This window comes from Actinomyces timonensis (genome assembly GCF_040702965.1).
GTDB lineage: Bacteria > Actinomycetota > Actinomycetes > Actinomycetales > Actinomycetaceae > Actinomyces > Actinomyces timonensis_A.
On record NZ_CP159989.1, the window covers coordinates 1,819,741 to 1,835,234 of the forward strand.

General features: G+C 72.3%; 12 protein-coding genes, 2 tRNA genes and 1 pseudogene. 5 read left to right on the forward strand and 10 right to left on the reverse strand.

Annotation, left to right across the window (positions count from 1 at the left end; all coding sequences use genetic code 11):
- Both ftsX and ftsE read right to left on the reverse strand, forming a co-directional pair.
- The gene (ftsX, locus tag ABXS69_RS07960) at positions 1-918 is read right to left on the reverse strand and encodes a permease-like cell division protein FtsX (protein ID WP_366180165.1); all 918 of its coding nucleotides are present in this window, start codon (positions 916-918) and stop codon (positions 1-3) included.
- Positions 919-930: 12 nt separating this feature from the next.
- Positions 931-1,621, reverse strand: a pseudogene (gene ftsE, locus ABXS69_RS07965) (cell division ATP-binding protein FtsE).
- A 205-nt stretch (positions 1,622-1,826) separates the two neighbouring features.
- Here ftsE and ABXS69_RS07970 point away from each other — a divergent pair.
- Complete coding sequence (locus tag ABXS69_RS07970) at positions 1,827-2,366, forward strand: hypothetical protein (protein WP_366180166.1); 540 nt, start codon at positions 1,827-1,829, stop codon at positions 2,364-2,366.
- 33 nt (positions 2,367-2,399) lie between these two features.
- Here the strand turns inward: ABXS69_RS07970 and ABXS69_RS07975 are convergent, their stop codons facing one another.
- The 4 genes from ABXS69_RS07975 to ABXS69_RS07990 all read right to left on the reverse strand — a co-directional run bounded on the left by ABXS69_RS07975 (position 2,400) and on the right by ABXS69_RS07990 (position 6,436).
- Positions 2,400-3,008 (reverse strand): single-stranded DNA-binding protein, encoded by a 609-nt coding sequence (locus tag ABXS69_RS07975; protein WP_366180167.1) that lies wholly within the window; start codon positions 3,006-3,008, stop codon positions 2,400-2,402.
- Between the two features lie 157 nt (positions 3,009-3,165).
- The gene (locus ABXS69_RS07980) at positions 3,166-4,596 is read right to left on the reverse strand and encodes a GTPase (RefSeq protein WP_366181573.1); all 1,431 of its coding nucleotides are present in this window, start codon (positions 4,594-4,596) and stop codon (positions 3,166-3,168) included.
- 59 nt (positions 4,597-4,655) lie between these two features.
- Complete coding sequence (locus tag ABXS69_RS07985; RefSeq protein ID WP_366180168.1) at positions 4,656-6,260, reverse strand: GTPase; 1,605 nt, start codon at positions 6,258-6,260, stop codon at positions 4,656-4,658.
- A 103-nt stretch (positions 6,261-6,363) separates the two neighbouring features.
- Positions 6,364-6,436 (reverse strand) — tRNA-Arg (locus tag ABXS69_RS07990).
- A gap of 185 nt (positions 6,437-6,621) precedes the next feature.
- Here ABXS69_RS07990 and ABXS69_RS07995 point away from each other — a divergent pair.
- Positions 6,622-9,489, forward strand: a complete 2,868-nt coding sequence (locus ABXS69_RS07995) for an ATP-binding cassette domain-containing protein (protein WP_366180169.1) — start codon at positions 6,622-6,624, stop codon at positions 9,487-9,489.
- A gap of 6 nt (positions 9,490-9,495) precedes the next feature.
- Here the strand turns inward: ABXS69_RS07995 and ABXS69_RS08000 are convergent, their stop codons facing one another.
- The 3 genes from ABXS69_RS08000 to ABXS69_RS08010 are packed head-to-tail and all read right to left on the reverse strand — an operon-like array spanning position 9,496 to position 12,297.
- A complete protein-coding gene (locus ABXS69_RS08000) occupies positions 9,496-10,536 on the reverse strand; it encodes a hypothetical protein (RefSeq protein WP_366180170.1) in 1,041 nt (346 codons plus the stop codon).
- Positions 10,481-11,161, reverse strand: a complete 681-nt coding sequence (locus tag ABXS69_RS08005) for a hypothetical protein (protein ID WP_366180171.1) — start codon at positions 11,159-11,161, stop codon at positions 10,481-10,483. The genes ABXS69_RS08000 and ABXS69_RS08005 overlap by 56 nt, the downstream gene beginning before the upstream one ends.
- Positions 11,158-12,297: a serine/threonine-protein kinase gene (locus tag ABXS69_RS08010; RefSeq protein WP_366180172.1), complete on the reverse strand. Its 1,140-nt coding sequence runs from the start codon at positions 12,295-12,297 to the stop codon at positions 11,158-11,160. Before ABXS69_RS08010 ends, ABXS69_RS08005 begins: the two co-directional genes overlap by 4 nt.
- A gap of 158 nt (positions 12,298-12,455) precedes the next feature.
- Here ABXS69_RS08010 and orn point away from each other — a divergent pair, with 158 nt between their 5' ends.
- The 3 genes from orn to ABXS69_RS08025 all read left to right on the forward strand — a co-directional run bounded on the left by orn (position 12,456) and on the right by ABXS69_RS08025 (position 13,778).
- Positions 12,456-13,085, forward strand: a complete 630-nt coding sequence (gene orn / locus ABXS69_RS08015; protein WP_366181574.1) for an oligoribonuclease — start codon at positions 12,456-12,458, stop codon at positions 13,083-13,085.
- 150 nt (positions 13,086-13,235) lie between these two features.
- Positions 13,236-13,311: transfer RNA gene (locus ABXS69_RS08020), tRNA-His, on the forward strand.
- Between the two features lie 68 nt (positions 13,312-13,379).
- Entirely contained in the window at positions 13,380-13,778 is a 399-nt protein-coding gene (locus ABXS69_RS08025; RefSeq protein ID WP_366180173.1) for a DUF6463 family protein, read from the forward strand.
- On the opposite strand, the gene cimA is transcribed toward ABXS69_RS08025, so the two are convergent.
- A complete protein-coding gene (cimA, locus tag ABXS69_RS08030) occupies positions 13,765-15,447 on the reverse strand; it encodes a citramalate synthase (RefSeq protein ID WP_366180174.1) in 1,683 nt (560 codons plus the stop codon). The two genes, ABXS69_RS08025 and cimA, sit on opposite strands and share 14 nt — an antisense overlap.
- Positions 15,448-15,494 lie beyond the last annotated feature (47 nt).

Genomic DNA, 15,494 nt, shown 5'->3' on the forward strand with positions numbered 1-15,494 from the left:
TCACACCCTCGTGTACTTCGACAGCGAGGCGGCAGAGGAGATCGCGGCCAGGGCGACGGCAGCCAGGACGAGCCAGGGGGCGATGTAGAGAACATCACCGGTGCGGATAAAGGCGCTGGTGAAGGTCACGGAGCGGCTCAGCCAGTGCTCGACGATGTAGTGCACGCCTAGCCACAGGGCGCCGATGGCCATCAGCGCCCCGATGAGCGCCGCGATGACGCCCTCCAGGACGAAGGGCAGCTGTATGAAGAGGTTGGAGGCGCCCACTAGCCGCATGATGCTTGTCTCCTTGGAGCGGCTCATCGCGGACAGACGGATCGTCGTCGAGATGAGGAGGACCGCCGCCAGGGCCATGATCGCCGCCAGGCCCCCGGTGATCCAGGTGGCGCGATTCATGACCAGGAAGAGGGGCTCCAGGGTGGAGCGCTGGTCGACGACGCGCTCGACGCCATCGCGCCCGGCGAACTGCTCGGAGACCACCTGGTACTTCTCGGGGTCATTGAGCTTGACGCGGAAGGAGATCGGCATCATCGCCTCCGTGGCGGTGCGCCCGATCGGGGAGTTCCCGTAGGCTTTCACGAACTTGGCGTAGGCCTCTGCCTTCGTCTCGATCGTGTACCCCTTGACGTAGGAGGACAGCGCCTCGGAACCCAGGAGCTGCTCGACGGCGTCGATCTGCGCCTGCGTGGCCTCGCCGGCAACGCACTCGGGGCGGGCCGACGAAGGCGGGCACATGTAGACGCTGACCTGGACCTTGTCGTACCACTCCCCCTTCATGGTCGAGATCTGGGACTGCAGGAGGGCGGCGGAGCCGACGAACAGCAGGGAGACGAACGAGACGAGGATGACCGAGATCGTCATGGCGACGTTCCGGGACAGCCCCTTGAGGGTCTCAGCGGTGATCAGGCGGAATCTCATCAGTGGTCCTCCTCAGCGGTCCGAGCCGTAGACGCCGCGGTCCTGGTCGCGCACGACCTTGCCGCTCTTGAGCTCGATCACCCGCTTGCGCATCTGATCGACGATCTCATCATCGTGGGTGGCCATGACCACCGTGGTCCCCTGCCGGTTGATCCGGTCCAGGAGGCGCATGATGCCAACGGAGGTCGAGGGGTCGAGGTTGCCGGTGGGCTCATCGGCCAGGAGCAGCTTGGGGCGATTGACCATGGCCCGGGCGATGGCGACGCGCTGCTGCTCGCCGCCGGAGAAGCTCGTGGGGGAGGCGCTTCTCCTTGCCGGACAGGCCGACGAGCTTGAGCGCCTCGGGAACGGCGGTGCGGATGTAGTGGCTCGGCTTGCCGATGACCTGGGCCGCCAGGGCGACGTTCTCGGCGACGGGCTTGGTCTCCAGCAGGCGGAAGTCCTGGAAGACGAAGCCCATCTCGCGGCGCAGCTGGGGGACCTTCCAGGTGGAGACCTGGGAGAGATCCCGTCCCAGCGCGTGCACCGCCCCTGAGGTGGGGCGCTCCTCGCGCAGGGTCAGGCGCAGGAAGGTCGACTTCCCGGAGCCGGAGGCGCCCACGAGGAACACGAACTCGCCGCGCTCGATCTCGATATCGACATCGTCGAGAGCGGGACGGGCCCCTCGTTTGTAGACCTTGGAGACGTGGTCAAATCGGATCATCGGTGGATCGCTCCTGGCAGGCACAGGCGCCAATGCGCGCCGGTCGGAGCCACGGTACGCACGATGAGGGCGGATGCAGCCCGTGACACGCCCGGGCGCGAGCAAGGCGACACCCCTGTGATGCGCGGGCGCCCGCCCTGCCCAGCGCCGCCCCGGCAGCCTCGCCGCCGGAGGGCCGCCGGCCCTAGCCCGATAACCTGATCCCATGAACGAGCAAGAGGCGCTTCGCGCCGCGAGCGATTCCTTCGCCTCGATGGTGGACCGCGGCTCATGGGCGCGCTTCACGCCGTCCCTGGCCCCCTTCCTGGCGACGCTGAGCGGCGGCGCGGCCCGGGACGGGCTCTCCCCCGGTGGTCTCGACGCCCGGGCGGGGCTGATGATCCTGCTCACCGCTCCTGCGCCGGCGGCCGCTCAGGAGGCCCTCGGCCAGCGCCGGGGGCTGCGCGCGCTCCTCTTCTCCCGGGGTCGGCCCGAGGTGTCCCCGGAGCCGCCTGGGATGATCGTCCTCGGGCGCGTTGGCGGCGTCGAGGTGGACCTGCCGATCGTCGATGAGGCGGGAAGGCTCCTCCTCGACGACGCGATGCGCCAGGGGCTGAGCGCTCTGGGATGGGAATCCGACGGGGAGGTCATGCGCCAGACCTTCGACGACGCCGCCCGGGCCGCCGAGGTGATGACGCGCGCCCTCATCGAGGTGCTGCGGGTGGCGCACCCGGCGGACCTCGACCATCTCGTCGCCCGGGTCTGAGCCGCCCCGGCGAGGACATCGACCGCGAGGGCCCTACCCCTCCCCCTGCACCGCCTCGTCATCGACGACGACGTAGGCCGGCTTCCCCGACCGCTCGGCCGGCGCCTCCCAGTGGTCCACCGGCAATGGCGCAGGCGCCGGAGCGGCGGCCTCAGCGCCCGCCGCTGGCCCGGCCGCGTCCGCCGATCCGGCGCTGGCGGCGCCCGGCGTCGTCGCGCTCGACGGGCTCGCGGGGGTCGTGGCGCCGTCGGGGAGCTCATTGCCGTTCTCATCACGGCGGACGCGGGCAAAGCGGGTGTAGCCGCGGTTGAGGTCATGGCCGACGGCGGTGAGGCTGAGCACGTTGGTGATGATGACGCCCCTGCCCGAGTCCCACGCCTCCTGAGTCATGCGTCCGGCGAGGAGGACGGGGTCCCCCTTGCGCAGGGCCTCCGCGGCGTTGAGCGCCAGGCTCTCCCAGCACTTGGCGGTGAACCACATGGTAGCGTCGTCGACCCATTGGCCTGAGCGCGTGCGGTGGCGGGTGGTGGTGGCAACTCGGAAGCGGCAGTAGGCCAGGCGCCGCTCATCGTTCCCGGAGAACGTGAGGACGGGGTTGGTGCCCAGGGTGCCCTGGATGGTGAGCTCGAGCTGGTGCGTCATGATGACTCCTGTGGGTGGGGGATCCGGCCGGACGCCGGTTCCCTCCCACAGTGCCCGAGGCGGCTCCGCCGCGGGCCGGCGGGCCCCCAGGCGGGCCCGCTCGGGTGGCGCCGCGAAGCCTGTGGTTCCCCGCGCCGGGAGCCTGGGAGCCCAGCCGTCAGACGCGCAGGGCCTCGCGCAGCTCCCGGTGCCGGGCGAGCACGCCCTGCGCGGGCGTGGTCAGCCCCCGGGCGGCGACGACGGCGAGCCTCTCGCGCACCCGGTCCGCGTAGTCGTTGGCCTCCTGATCGGCGCGCGCGATGCGGCGGGCCCCCGACCAGAGGAACAGCAGCGCACCCAGGACGAGCAGGGTGATGGGGATGAGGAAGCTGCCGCCCTGAGCGATCATGAGGCCGCCCCAGGCGAGCCCCAGCAGCGTGGCGATGAGGCCTCCCCACCAGCCGAGCTCGATGATCGGCGAGCGGTGCCCGGGCAGGCGGATGGAGCCGACCGCCTCAGCGGTCTGGGCGGCCAGGGTCTCCGGGCTCATGACCTCGGCGTCGACGCTGCGCAGCCAGGCGGCGGGCAGGCCCTCGGTGGTGCGGCGCATCCACGTGGTGCGGATGGCGGTCACGGCTGGGCGGGAGGGGGCCTCCGGGCGGGCCAGGGCGCGCGGCAGCGGCCGCGCCAGCCCCTCGCGGATGGAGGCCTCCACGGCGCGCGCGCCCGAGGCGTGGATGAGGGCTTCGACGGCGGCAGCCTCGTGCTCGGGCGAAGTGCCCACGGGGTGGGCCGCGGCGGACGGGCGCAGGCGCAGGCAGATGGCGTCGAGCTCGGCGGAGGCGGTGCGCGCGGCGTTGGACTCGCGGGAGACCCTGTCGATGAGGAGGTCGCGGACCTGCGTGAGGTTGTCGCCGCGGGAGGCCGAGACGGGGATGACCCGGACCTCGTGGAGCCCGTCGGAGTCCAGGAGGGAGCGGATGTCCCTCAGGAGGCGCTCCTGCCCGCCGGGGGGCAGGGTGTCGACCTGGTTGACGAGCAGCAGCATGTCCTCCTGGCGGGCGCCCAGGCCCCGCAGGTACCCCTCGTGGAGGGCGGCGTCGGCGTACTTCTGGGGATCGACCACCCACACGAGCACGTCGGCCAGGGGCACGAGCCGGTCCACCTGGAGGGCGTGCTCGGCGGTCACCGAGTCGTAGTCGGGGACGTCGAGCAGGACGAGACCGGCGAGCTCGTCCTCGTCATCGGCGTCGAGGAGGGACTCACGGCGGATACGGCGCTCGTCGTTGACGCCCAGGAAGTCCAGCAGGGCGATGGCGTCATCGCCCCAGGTGCAGGCCGCCGACTCCGAGGTGGTGGGGCGGCGGGCGCCCACATCGGCGAACTGCAGCCCCGACAGCGCGTTGAAGAGGGAGGACTTCCCCGATCCGGTGCCTCCCAGGAGGGCGACGACGGTGTGGTCCACGCCCAGGACGAGCCGCTCGCCGACTTCCTCGAGGCTGGTTCGAGCGGGCAGGGCGAGGGAGGCGGGGACCTCCATCGGGCAGGAGTCGATGGCCGCGCGCAGGCGGTGGAGCCGCGCGTCGAGGTGGGCGGCGTCGAGCACCATCGGGGCGTCCTCCCGGGCGGTGGAGGCGGTGCGGGACTGATCAGGCTTGGGGGAGGTGGTCATGCGGTCGCTCCAGGGCGGGTGAAGGGAGTGAGCTCGCCCGAGCGCAGGCGCAGCGCCGCGGCGAGCGCGGGGTCGGGGGCGAGGCTGAGGGCTGTCCCGGGGGGAGCCACGCGCGCCAGGGCGGCGTCGAGCGTGGCGGTCAGGGAGGCGCGCGCGGAGTTCACGGCGTCGTCCAGGCGGAGCCTGTCAGTGGCGGCTCGCGAGCCCTCGACGCCAGCGGCGGCCGCGATGATCAGATCGCCGATCGCTGTCCCGCGCAGGCCGCGGGCGGAGGCCCCCGGGTTGGCGCGGACGGCGTCGGCCCATTCGGCGATGATCGCCTCGGAGTCGGGGACGGCCGGCAGGAGGCGCCCAGCGGGCTCCTCCGCCCCGGCCTCGGCCCAGATCCGCTGGACGTCGTCGGCCAGGGCGACGAGGGCGGCCTCGAGGCGCGAGGCGAGGGCCGACTGGGCGTCGGAGGCGAGTTTGGCGAGAGCCTCCACCCGGGCCTTGGCGGCGCGCCCGAGCATGCCCCAGGGCAGGCGCGATCCCGTGGCCAGGGGGGCGAGCGGGGCGCCGGAGGACGCCAGGGTGACCCACCGGGTGGCGGGCGCGCCGTCACCGATCTCCCCGCGCTCCAGGTCCGAGCGGATCTCGGCGCCGGGGTCGACGAGCAGCGCGGCGGTGGCCTCCTCCAGGCGCTTGGCGGCGTCGTCCTGGACATCAACGGCGTCAGCCAGGGCTGCCAGGTCCTTCTTCAGGGCGGACCACAGGCCGCGGCCGCCGCGGCGCACGAGGCCGGCCGCGCGATGGCGCCCGGCCAGGAGCCGCAGCCAGTCGCGGATCTCGGCGACGGCGTCGTCGGGCAGGAGACCCTCGTGCGGGCCGGCGTCGGGGATGACGAAGAAGGGGGCTTCGGCCAGCCCGATCTGGTCCAGGCGGGTCATGAGGTCCCTGCGCACCTCGGGCAGGACGTCGGCGCGCACGCGATTGAGGACGATCGCGATGGGCATCTTCCGCTCAGCGGCGGCCTCCAGCGTGCTCCACGGCGTCTGGTCCCCGTAGCGAGCGGCAGTGGTGACAAAGAGCCACAGGTCGGCCGACTCCAGGAGGCGCGCGGCCAGGACCCTGTTGGACTCGTGGACCGAGTCCAGGTCCGAGGCGTCCACGAGGGCCAGGCCGGCGGGAACCGCCTCGGATTCCTGGAACGCGCACACGCCGGCGAGGGAGTGGTCGCTGAGAGACTCGCGGTCCTCGGGGTTGACCACGAGGACGGGGGTGCGCGTCGTCGGGCGCAGGACCCCGGCGACGGAGACCTCCGCCCCGAGCGCGGAGTTGACGAGGGTGGACTTGCCGGCGCCGGTGGAGCCGCCGACGACGACGATGGCCGGGACCTCGGCGTCGGCGATGCGGGGCAGGACGTGGTCGCGGATCTGGCAGATGAGGCTGTGGCGCAGACGGCGGGCGGCCTCCGTCTCGGAAGCGCCCAGCGCAAGATCGAGCCGCTCGAGGTCGCCGACAGTGCTGTTGAGCACCTCGATGAGCTGGGCGCGGCTGAGCGCCGAGGAGGGCAGGCCATCCCCATGGGGTGCTGGGGATGCCGACGGGGCGGTAGGGGGCATGATCCAACAATATGGGCAACGGGGCTGATCGCGCTCGACCGCTCCGGCGCGGCGATGCCGCCAGCCGGGCCCAGGGATCCGGGAAACGGCGTCATTCCAACGGTGCCCCCACCCGGACTCGAACCGGGAACCTGCGGATTAGAAGGCCGACGCTCTATCCATTGAGCTATGGAGGCGCGCGCCGGGGCACCCCGACGGCGATTCCAGCCTACGCCACGCCGTGCCCCGAGCCCGACCTCCCGGTATCGTGGCGTGGGGCACCGGCGCCAGGCTGAGGCGGCTCACCGTGGCAGTCCTGCGGCGCGTCGGCATCCCGTTCCAGTTCTCGCGTGAACCAGTCCGCCCGTCCGGAAGGATCGCCGTGCCACCCATCGCGCTCGTCGTTCAGTCACTGTCCTCCCATGCCCCGGCGGAGCCCAAGACCTTCACCGAGCCGTTCCGGGTGGGCCGCACGCCCGACTGCCAGGTCCAGGTCAACCACCCGCTGGTCTCGCGCCACCACCTCATCGTGCGCCCCGAGCCCGCCGGCTGGTACGTGCTGTGCGAGGGCCGCAACGGGATGCTGGTCGACGGCGTGCCGGTGCGAGAGGCCCTCATCACTCATGGCACGCGCATCCAGCTCGGCGACGCCTCCGGGCCGGCGATCGCGATGACCCCCGTGGGTGGTCCCGTCACCCCTCCCGGGGCTCCCGGCGCGCCCCAGACGGGGATGCCGATGGGACCACCGCCCAGCCAGCCGATGATGCCCCCGATGGGGGCGCCCGCGGGGCCGCCCGCCGGAGGGCCCGGGCAGCCCTTCGCCCAGCCGCCCGCCGGCCCTCCGCCGGGGCACTACCAGAGCGCGGCGGGGCAGCCCCTCGGGCAGCACGGCCCCCACGGGGTGGCAGGCGCTCCCGCGCCCACAGGGCCGGCTGGGACGCCGGGGCAGCCCGCGCCTCACGCCGATAGCGCCGCGGGACCCACCCAGGCCCCCGGCCCGGGCGCCTCGGCGCCCTCCGCGGATGCCTCCAACCGCGCCGTGGCCGAGGACTCCCCTGAGGCGCGGAGCGCGGAGACGCTCCTGGGCGCTCCCCCGGCGCCGCGCGCCGGGGCCCCGGTCGAGCCCATGCGCTCGACCGCCCTGCCGGGCGAGGACGTGGACCGCATGCGCGCTCCCGTGCGCCGCCAGACGATCCAGGCCTTCCGCATCACGGCGGCCGGCACGATCGGCCGCGCGCCGGACAACGCCCTCGTCCTCGACGACCCGCTCGTCTCCAAGCACCACGCCAGGATCGAGCCGACGCCGCAGGGCATCCTCATCACTGACCTGGGCTCGACGAACGGCATCTACCTGGGCCCTCAGAGGGTTCCGCGCGTCCTGGTGACGCGGCCGAGCATCGTCGGCATCGGCTCGACGTTCATCGCGGTCAATCCCGATGGCACCTGCGAGGTGCAGGTCAACGCGGGCACCGGCGGCGAGCTCATCGGCCAGGACCTCGTCTTCGAGGTGAACGGCGGGAGCCTGCGCCTCCTCGACGGCGTGTCCTTCTCCCTGCCCGGCAACGAGCTGCTCGCCGTCGTCGGCCCCTCCGGGGCGGGCAAGTCCACCCTCCTCAAGGCCCTCACCGGCGAGCAGAAGGCTCAGCACGGCCAGGTGCTCTTCGACGGGATCGACGTCTACGACCACTACCCGATCATGCGCAACAAGATCGGCGTGGTCCCCCAGAACGATGTCGTCCACCAGGCGCTCACCGTCCAGCAGACGATGGACTACGCCGCCGAGCTCCGCTTCGCCAAGGACGTGTCCAAGGAGGAGCGCAGGCACAGGATCGCCGAGGTCCTCGAGGATCTCGACCTGACCCAGCACGTGGGCAAGCGGGTCAAGAAGCTCTCCGGCGGCCAGCGCAAGCGGGTGTCGACGGCGATCGAGCTGCTCACCCGCCCCTCACTGCTGTTCCTCGACGAGCCGACGTCCGGCCTCGACCCCCAGCTCGACCGCGACGTCATGGACCTGCTCGCGAGTCTCGCGCACGGCACCCGGCCGGGCGACACGGGGCGCACGGTCGTCGTGGTCACGCACAACGAGAACCACATCGACAGGGCGGACAAGGTCCTCATCCTGGCCGCTGGCGGCAAGCCCGTCTACTACGGCCCGCCCCAGCAGATCCTGCCCCACTTCCGGCAGCGTCACGCCGAGCTCACCAGTCAGGGCAGGCTCAAGCTCTACGCACCCAAGGGCGACTTCACCGATCCGCCGGCGATCGACGGTTTCGCGGACGTGTACGCGCTCATCCGCAACCACACCCCCGAGCTGAGGCAGTACCTCGAGGCGACCGTGCCCTCGACGCGCCGCGGCGGCGCTCCCGCCAAGGAGCGGGAGGTGGACGCCTCCACGAAGCGGATCCCCAAGCAGTCGGCGGTGCGGCAGATATCCACGCTGGTGCGCAGGCACCTGCGGATCATCGCGGCGGACCCCTCCTACCTCATGTTCATGCTGGCGCTGCCCGTGGTCATGGGGCTCCTGACCAAGGCGATCCCGGGCAGCGACGGCTTCTCCGTGCCGGTGATCCCCGAGCCGACCGAGTCGCAGCCATGTGTCTACTACTCCAACCAGGCGCTGCAGCTTCTCGTGATCCTGGTGACGGGCGCGGCGTTCTCCGGGATGTCGGTGACGATCCGCGAGCTCATCGGGGAGAGGGACGTGTTCTTGCGCGAGAAGGCGGTCGGCCTGCGCTCGGGCTCGTACCTGCTGGCCAAGACGATCGTGCTCGCGCTCATCGTCACCATCCAGGTCAGCCTCATGGTAGGGATCTCCCTGGTGCTCAACAAGGCCCCCTCCGAGGCGATCCTCCTGGGCGATCCGGGGCTCGAATTGGCCATCGGCCTGTGGGCGGTGGCCTTCGCCTCCGGCCTGCTGGGCCTGGCGGTGTCCGCCTTCGTGTCCAGCTCCGAGCAGGTCATGCCGGTGCTGGTGGTCTCGATCATGGCGCAACTCGTGCTGTCCGGCGGCATCATCCCCGTGGCGGGCAAGGCGGTCTTCGAGCAGCTCTCCTGGGTCATGCCCTCGCGCTGGGGCTTCGCGATGACGGCGGGGACGGTGGATCTCAACACCATCAACCCGCTGCGCGGCGACGAGATGTGGGATCACGCCTCCGGGCAGTGGCTGGCGAACCTCGGCGCGCTGGGGGCCATCCTCGTTGTCGCGCTGACCGCGTGCTACGTCGGGCTGTGGCGCCGGGGCCGCCGCTGAGCGGCCTCAGCCGTTGGCGCGGTAGAGGACGTACTCGCCGTTCAACGCGGAGCTGGCCTGCCAGATGAGGAAGAGGTTACGCAGACCGGCTGGGTCGATGCCCGCCGCCCGGACCGCTGATCCGTCCGCCGCGGCGCCCCGGCCGGGGACCGCGGCCCAGTCACCGGGCACGCGCCACAGCTCGGCGCCGGTCGATGGGTCGTAGGCTCCGAGGATGTCGCCCTTGTACGGAGTGCCCGGGGACGATCCACCGAGCTGGACGAGGATCGCCTTGTCCCCAGCGGTCCAGCCAACGGGGTTGATGCGGCACTTGTCGCTCGTCTCCTTGGGAGGGATGGACAGCGAGGTGCCTCCGACTGTCGCCGTGCAGGCCTCGGAGTCGACGGTGACCACATCCATGCGCTCCGCCCCCACCACGAGGGTCTTGCCGTCAGAATTGGGCTCCTGGAGGCTCGGGACCTTCAGGGATCCCATGAGCTCGATCTCGCCCCCCCGGATCCCTTCCTGGCCCGCCCGCTGGAGGATCTCCAGGAGGCGCTTGGGCGTCACGGGGCCGGAGAGCACCCAGGAGCTCCGGCCGGGGTCGGTGACGGTGCCGACGCTGTTGCCGGCCGAGTCGTAGACCGTGCAGCTGCTTCGATCGCACTGGTAGACGGTTTGCGGCCCGGCGTCGATTCCGATGCCCCCCGGCTGCGGATCGCTGCCGTCGAAATCCGATGAACCGCCCGAAGAGCTGCTCACGATCCGCTTCCCGGTAGCCGAGTCGAGGACCACCGTCTGCTGCGACCACGAGTCGTAGGCCTGGATGAAGCCATCGCGGATGATCGCCTTCCGATACTCGCCGCGCACGGTCCACACCGTGTTCCCGGCACTGTCCAGGGCCATGAGGTTGCCCTCATAGCCTCCGCTGTGGACGATCGCCCGCATCCCATCGGAGCCGATGGGGGCCTGGCCCTTGGACAGGGGGGAGGCGCTCTCCGTCGCCGTCCCATCAGCGGCGAGGGACACGAGGACGGATGCGCTCGAGCCGCTCCTCTGGCAGATCACCTGGCGCTCGGTCCAGAACGCGACCGCGCTGTCGCACTCCCCGGTCCAGACGGCCTCCTGGGAGGAGGAGGCCAGGTCGTAGAGGGCGAACTTGTTGAAGCTTGCCCGCCCCCTTGACCTTGGCGAGCATCACCGATCCCTCGGGGGACAGCCGGAGCCCGTCGTCGGCGTCCTTGAACTCGCGCTGGGAGTCGGCGCTGCTGCCCGCTGTGATTCCCGATGTCCAGCCCATGGCCGACCGGTCTTCGGCCCCCGTGCCACCGTGGATCCACCACCACGCGCCGCCCGCGGCGAGCGAGAGGACGAGGAGGACGGCCAGGCCACCGAGCGCCGCCTTGCGGCGCCGCTCGCGGGGAAGGGCGGCGCCGTCGGCGGCCGGCCCCGCCGGCGAGTGGGCCGCGGCGGGCAGTGAGGGGCTCCCCGGGCCGGGGCTCGCGGCGGCGCCCGCTCCACCCGGCATGACGGCGGTGGTGGGAGCGGTCCCCGCAGAGCTCATGGGCGTGGCCCGCTGGGCGCCGTCAGCAGCCGGCGCGCCGCCTGCCATGGCGATGGTCGGCGAGGTCCGCCCGCCCTGGCCCGTGGAGAGCCAGGGGGCGGCCATCGTCGGGGGCGTGGAGGCGCTCACGGCGAGGGTCTCCGCGCGCCCCTCCGGACCCGCTTCGGACGGCCCGGATGCCGCGGTGGGGGCGGAGGCCGCTCCCCCACCCGCCGCGCCGGGGCCCGCCGCCTCCTCCCAGCCGTAGGGCATGACCGAGGGAGTGGTCGGAGGCGGGGCGGCGAGGGCCGCCGTGGCCGGCAGGCCCTGGAGCGCCGGGCCATCCGCTCCAGGCCCTCCGCGACCCGCCGCATCGTGGGGCGGTGGTCGGGGCGCTTGGCGAGCATGGAGGCGATGAGGCCCCACAGGTCGTCCGGGATGCCCGCGGGCCGGCCCGGGTCGCGCTGGGCGTGCTGGGCGAGCACCTGGACGGGCTGGCCCTCATAGGGCGGGACGCCGCAGGCGAGCTCGTACAGGACGATGCCCAGGGCGTAGACGTCCGCGGCGGGGGCGGGCTGGGCGCCCGCGATCGTCTCAGGAGCCATGTAGAGGGGTGTTCCGACGACGCCGGTTCCGGTGACCGTGGCCAGCGAGTCGCAGATGCGCGCGATCCCGAAGTCCGCGATCCTGGGGATCGGGGCGATGATGCCGCCGTCACCCCAGGTGGTCACCGCCGCGGGGGTCATCGTGGCGGCAGCGGCGTCGGAGGGCGCCTGGGCGGCTGACGGCGCGGCCGGGGAGGTGTGCCGCCCGAGGCGCGCGCCGAACCGCCAGTTCTCCAACAGGATGTTGGCGGGCTTGATGTCCCTGTGAACCACGCCGGCGGCGTGGACGGCGACGAGGCCCTCGGCGATCCGTGCGCCCAGGCGGGCGAGCGCGGCGGGAGGCAGGGGGCCGGTGGCCATGACCGCCTCGCGCAGGTCCGGCCCGGGCACGTAGTCCATGACGATCGCGAAGGTCGTGCCCTCGACCACCATGTCCCGCACCGCGATGACGTAGGGCGAGTGAACGCGCATGAGGGTGGCGCGCTCACGCACGAAGCGCTCGACGACGCTGGGGTCCTCGACAAGGTCGGACCGCAGGATCTTGACCGCCAGCGGCGTCGCGGCTCCGTCGGCCTCCCCGGTCCTGCTGGCGAGCCACACCTCCCCCTGGGCACCGCGCCCGATCCGCTCATTGAGCAAGTAGGAACTGCCGAGGGGACGCGGCTCGTCGGAGGATGTCATCGAGGAACTCCGTGATCTGCGGGGCGAGGGGTGGCACTGAGGTCGAATCTACGTCAGGCGGCGGGCCGATGGGGAGGCGTTTGGGGTGATTGGCTCCGGAAGGTTATTGGCCCCGAGGGTGACGGGCCGGGCTAGACTGCTGGCCCGTGAGCCGACAGATAACGACCTCGGATCCCCTGGTGTGGATCGACTGCGAGATGACTGGCCTCGACCTGGGCGCCGACGCGCTCATCGAGGTCGCCGTCATCGTGACGGATTACGAGCTGGTCCCGCTGGGCGAGGGCATCGACGTGCTCATCAAGCCCCCGGCCGCCGCCCTGGAGCAGATGGGCGACTACGTGCGCTCCATGCACTCCTCCTCCGGCCTGCTCGATGAGCTCGACGGCGGGCTGAGCCTGCCCGAGGCGCGGCGCGTGGTGCTCGACCATGTCCGCTCCCTCGTGCCCACGGCCCGCGCGGCACAGCTCGCGGGCAATTCGGTGGGAACGGACAAGGCCTTCCTCGCGCGCGACATGCCCGAGCTCATCGACCACCTGCACTACCGGGTGGTGGACGTCTCCTCCATCAAGGAGCTGGCCAAGCGCTGGTTCCCCAGGACCTTCTTCCATGCCCCCCAGAAGCGGGGCGGTCACCGCGCGCTCGCCGACATCCTGGAGTCGATCGACGAGCTGCGCTACTACCGCGCGGTGCTGTTCCCCGACGGCGAGGGGCCGTCCTCGGATGACTGCCGGGCCGTCGCCGCCCAGATCCTCGCCAACCCGACGACGGCGGTCGGTCGCCAGGCCTGAGCCCGGCGGACCGCGGGTCTGCGAGCAGCCGGGGCAGCGGGCCCGGACCGTGGCGTGACGCAGTCCACGGCCCCTGGTTTGCCGGAGTTCTGAGCGAACCGATACAGTACCGATTCGTCGCGGTCCTGCTCATCGTGGGAACTGCGCGTGGTGGCTGTAGCTCAGTTGGCAGAGCGCTTGGTTGTGGTCCAGGAGGTCGCGGGTTCAAGCCCCGTCAGCCACCCCAGAAGGCAACGGGGCACGGCGGGATTTTAGGATCGCTTTTTCAGCGCGTGCCGCCGGTATCCTCGAAGCATGATGGCGATCACCTCCTCACTACGGCCGATCGTGGGTTGGTGCCTCATGGCGGTCGGCGTGCTCCACACCCTCGTAGGATCGTCGTCCCAGTGGCCCCGGATCAAGGCGGGCCTCGCCGAGGGTGGGATCGGGACGTGGGGCTCCAGCGCCGAGACGGCGTCCGCCTACTGGTTCCTCGTGGCCGGGGCGGCACTCATTCTCCTGGGGGGAGCCGTCGCCGCGCTCGAGCGCCATGAGCGAGCGCTGCCCCGGGGCGTCCTCGCGGGGCTGGCGACCCTGACGATCGGGGGCGTCCTCACGATGCCGGCCTCAGGATTCTGGTTCCTGACGATCCCGCTGGCCCTCGCGCTCCTGCGCCGGCGCTCTCAGGCGGGCCCGCCCGTCAGCGCGGGCTGACGCCGGCTCGGATCAGCCCCACCACGAGCCCGTCGGTAAGGGCCTCCCAGGTCGCCTCGACGATATCCGTGCCCACACCCACCGTGGACCAGGTGCGCTCACCATCGGTGAGGTCGATGAGCACTCGGATGATCGCGCGCGTGCCCCGCTCGGCGTCGAGGATCCGCACCTTGTAGTCGGTCAGCTCGAAGGCCCGGATCTCGGGGTACACCTGCGCCAGCGCGTCGCACAGGGCGGCGTCGAGGGCGTTGACCGGGCCGTTGCCCTCCCCCAGCACCGCGAAGCGCCTCCCGCCCGCCCACAGGCGCACCGTGGCCTCCGCCTGGGTGAGGGTGGAGCCGTCCGCCGGCAGGAAGCGATCCGCCCCCACCGGGGCGGCGCGCACCGAGGCCTGCCAGGACTCCACGCGGAAGTAGTCGGGCGGTTCCCCCAGCGCCTGGCGCAGCAGCAGCTCGAAGGAGCCGTCCGCGGCGTCGTAGGCGTAGCCGACGGCCTCACGGGCCTTGACGGCCTCGGCCACCCCGCCCAGGACGTCGCCCTCCCCGGAGGGGTCGATGCCCAGCTCGCGGGCCTTGAGCTCGATCGAGGCGCGCCCCGCCATCTCCGAGACGAGCATGCTCATCGTGTTGCCCACGCGGGCGGGGTCGACGTGCTGGTAGAGATCGGGATCCACGCGGATCGCCGAGGCGTGCAGGCCCGCCTTGTGGGCGAAGGCCTTGGCCCCCGCGTAGGCCTGGCGGGTGGAGGGGGCGCGGTTGGCGATCTCCCCCACGGAGCGCGAGATGCGCGAGAGCTCGGACAAGCGCCGCGCCCGCTCGGCCTCATCCCCCGGAAGGGCGGTGAAGCGGGTCTTGAGCTCCAGGTTCGCGATGATGGTCAGCAGCTCGGCGTTCCCGGTGCGCTCCCCCATGCCGTTGACGCAGCCCTGCACCTGGCGGGCTCCGGCCTCCACCGCCGCCATCGCGCCGGCCACGGCCAGGCCCGAGTCGTCATGGGTGTGGATCCCGACGACGCAGTCGGGGTGCCCGGCGGCGTCCAGGGCGCGGCGCAGGCGGGCGACGGAGTCCGCGATGGCGCCCGGGAGCGCGCCACCATTGGTGTCGCAGGCGATGACGGCGCCAGCGCCGGCGCGGGCCGCCGCCAGGGCCACCTCGATCCCGTAGGCGCCGTCGGCCTGTCGGTCCAGGCCGTCGAAGAAGTGCTCCAGATCGACCATCACCTCCCGATCCGCGCCCACCAGCAGGGCCGTCGAGTCGACGACCATGCGCAGGTTCTCCTCCAGCGTCGTGCGCAGAGCCCGCTCGACGTGCCTCGGGTCGGACTTCGCCACGAGGGTGATCGCGCCGGCTCCGCTGTCCAGGAGCGCGCGCAGGCCAGGGTCCTCGGCGGCGCGGGAGCCCGGGCGACGGGTGGCGCCGAAGGCCACGAGCCGCGCGGTGGCCAGGTCCAACTCCCGGGCCCGCTCGAAGAGCTCTGTGTCCTTGGGGATGGCACCGGGCCAGCCCGCCTCGACATAGGCCGCGCCGAGCTCATCGAGGAGGGCGATGATGGCGAGCTTGTCCCCCACGGTGAAGGAGACGCCCTGCTGCTGGGCGCCGTCCCGCAGCGTCGTGTCATAGATGGCGACGGCGCCACCGCCAGCGGCCGGGGCCGCGCTACCGAGTCCCATGGCGTCTCCTTCATCGATCGTCGGCCGGCAGTCCGGCGACCAGGACG

What these genes read in the sequence shown, in the direction of transcription:
- ftsX (WP_366180165.1), bottom strand. Translation starts at nt 918, where the DNA reads ATGAGATTCCGCCTGATCACCGCTGAGACCCTCAAGGGGCTGTCCCGG.
- ABXS69_RS07970 (WP_366180166.1), top strand. Translation starts at nt 1,827, where the DNA reads ATGAACGAGCAAGAGGCGCTTCGCGCCGCGAGCGATTCCTTCGCCTCG.
- ABXS69_RS07975 (WP_366180167.1), bottom strand. Translation starts at nt 3,008, where the DNA reads ATGACGCACCAGCTCGAGCTCACCATCCAGGGCACCCTGGGCACCAAC.
- ABXS69_RS07980 (WP_366181573.1), bottom strand. Translation starts at nt 4,596, where the DNA reads ATGGTGCTCGACGCCGCCCACCTCGACGCGCGGCTCCACCGCCTGCGC.
- ABXS69_RS07985 (WP_366180168.1), bottom strand. Translation starts at nt 6,260, where the DNA reads ATGCCCCCTACCGCCCCGTCGGCATCCCCAGCACCCCATGGGGATGGC.
- ABXS69_RS08010 (WP_366180172.1), bottom strand. Translation starts at nt 12,297, where the DNA reads ATGACATCCTCCGACGAGCCGCGTCCCCTCGGCAGTTCCTACTTGCTC.
- ABXS69_RS08025 (WP_366180173.1), top strand. Translation starts at nt 13,380, where the DNA reads ATGATGGCGATCACCTCCTCACTACGGCCGATCGTGGGTTGGTGCCTC.
- cimA (WP_366180174.1), bottom strand. Translation starts at nt 15,447, where the DNA reads ATGGGACTCGGTAGCGCGGCCCCGGCCGCTGGCGGTGGCGCCGTCGCC.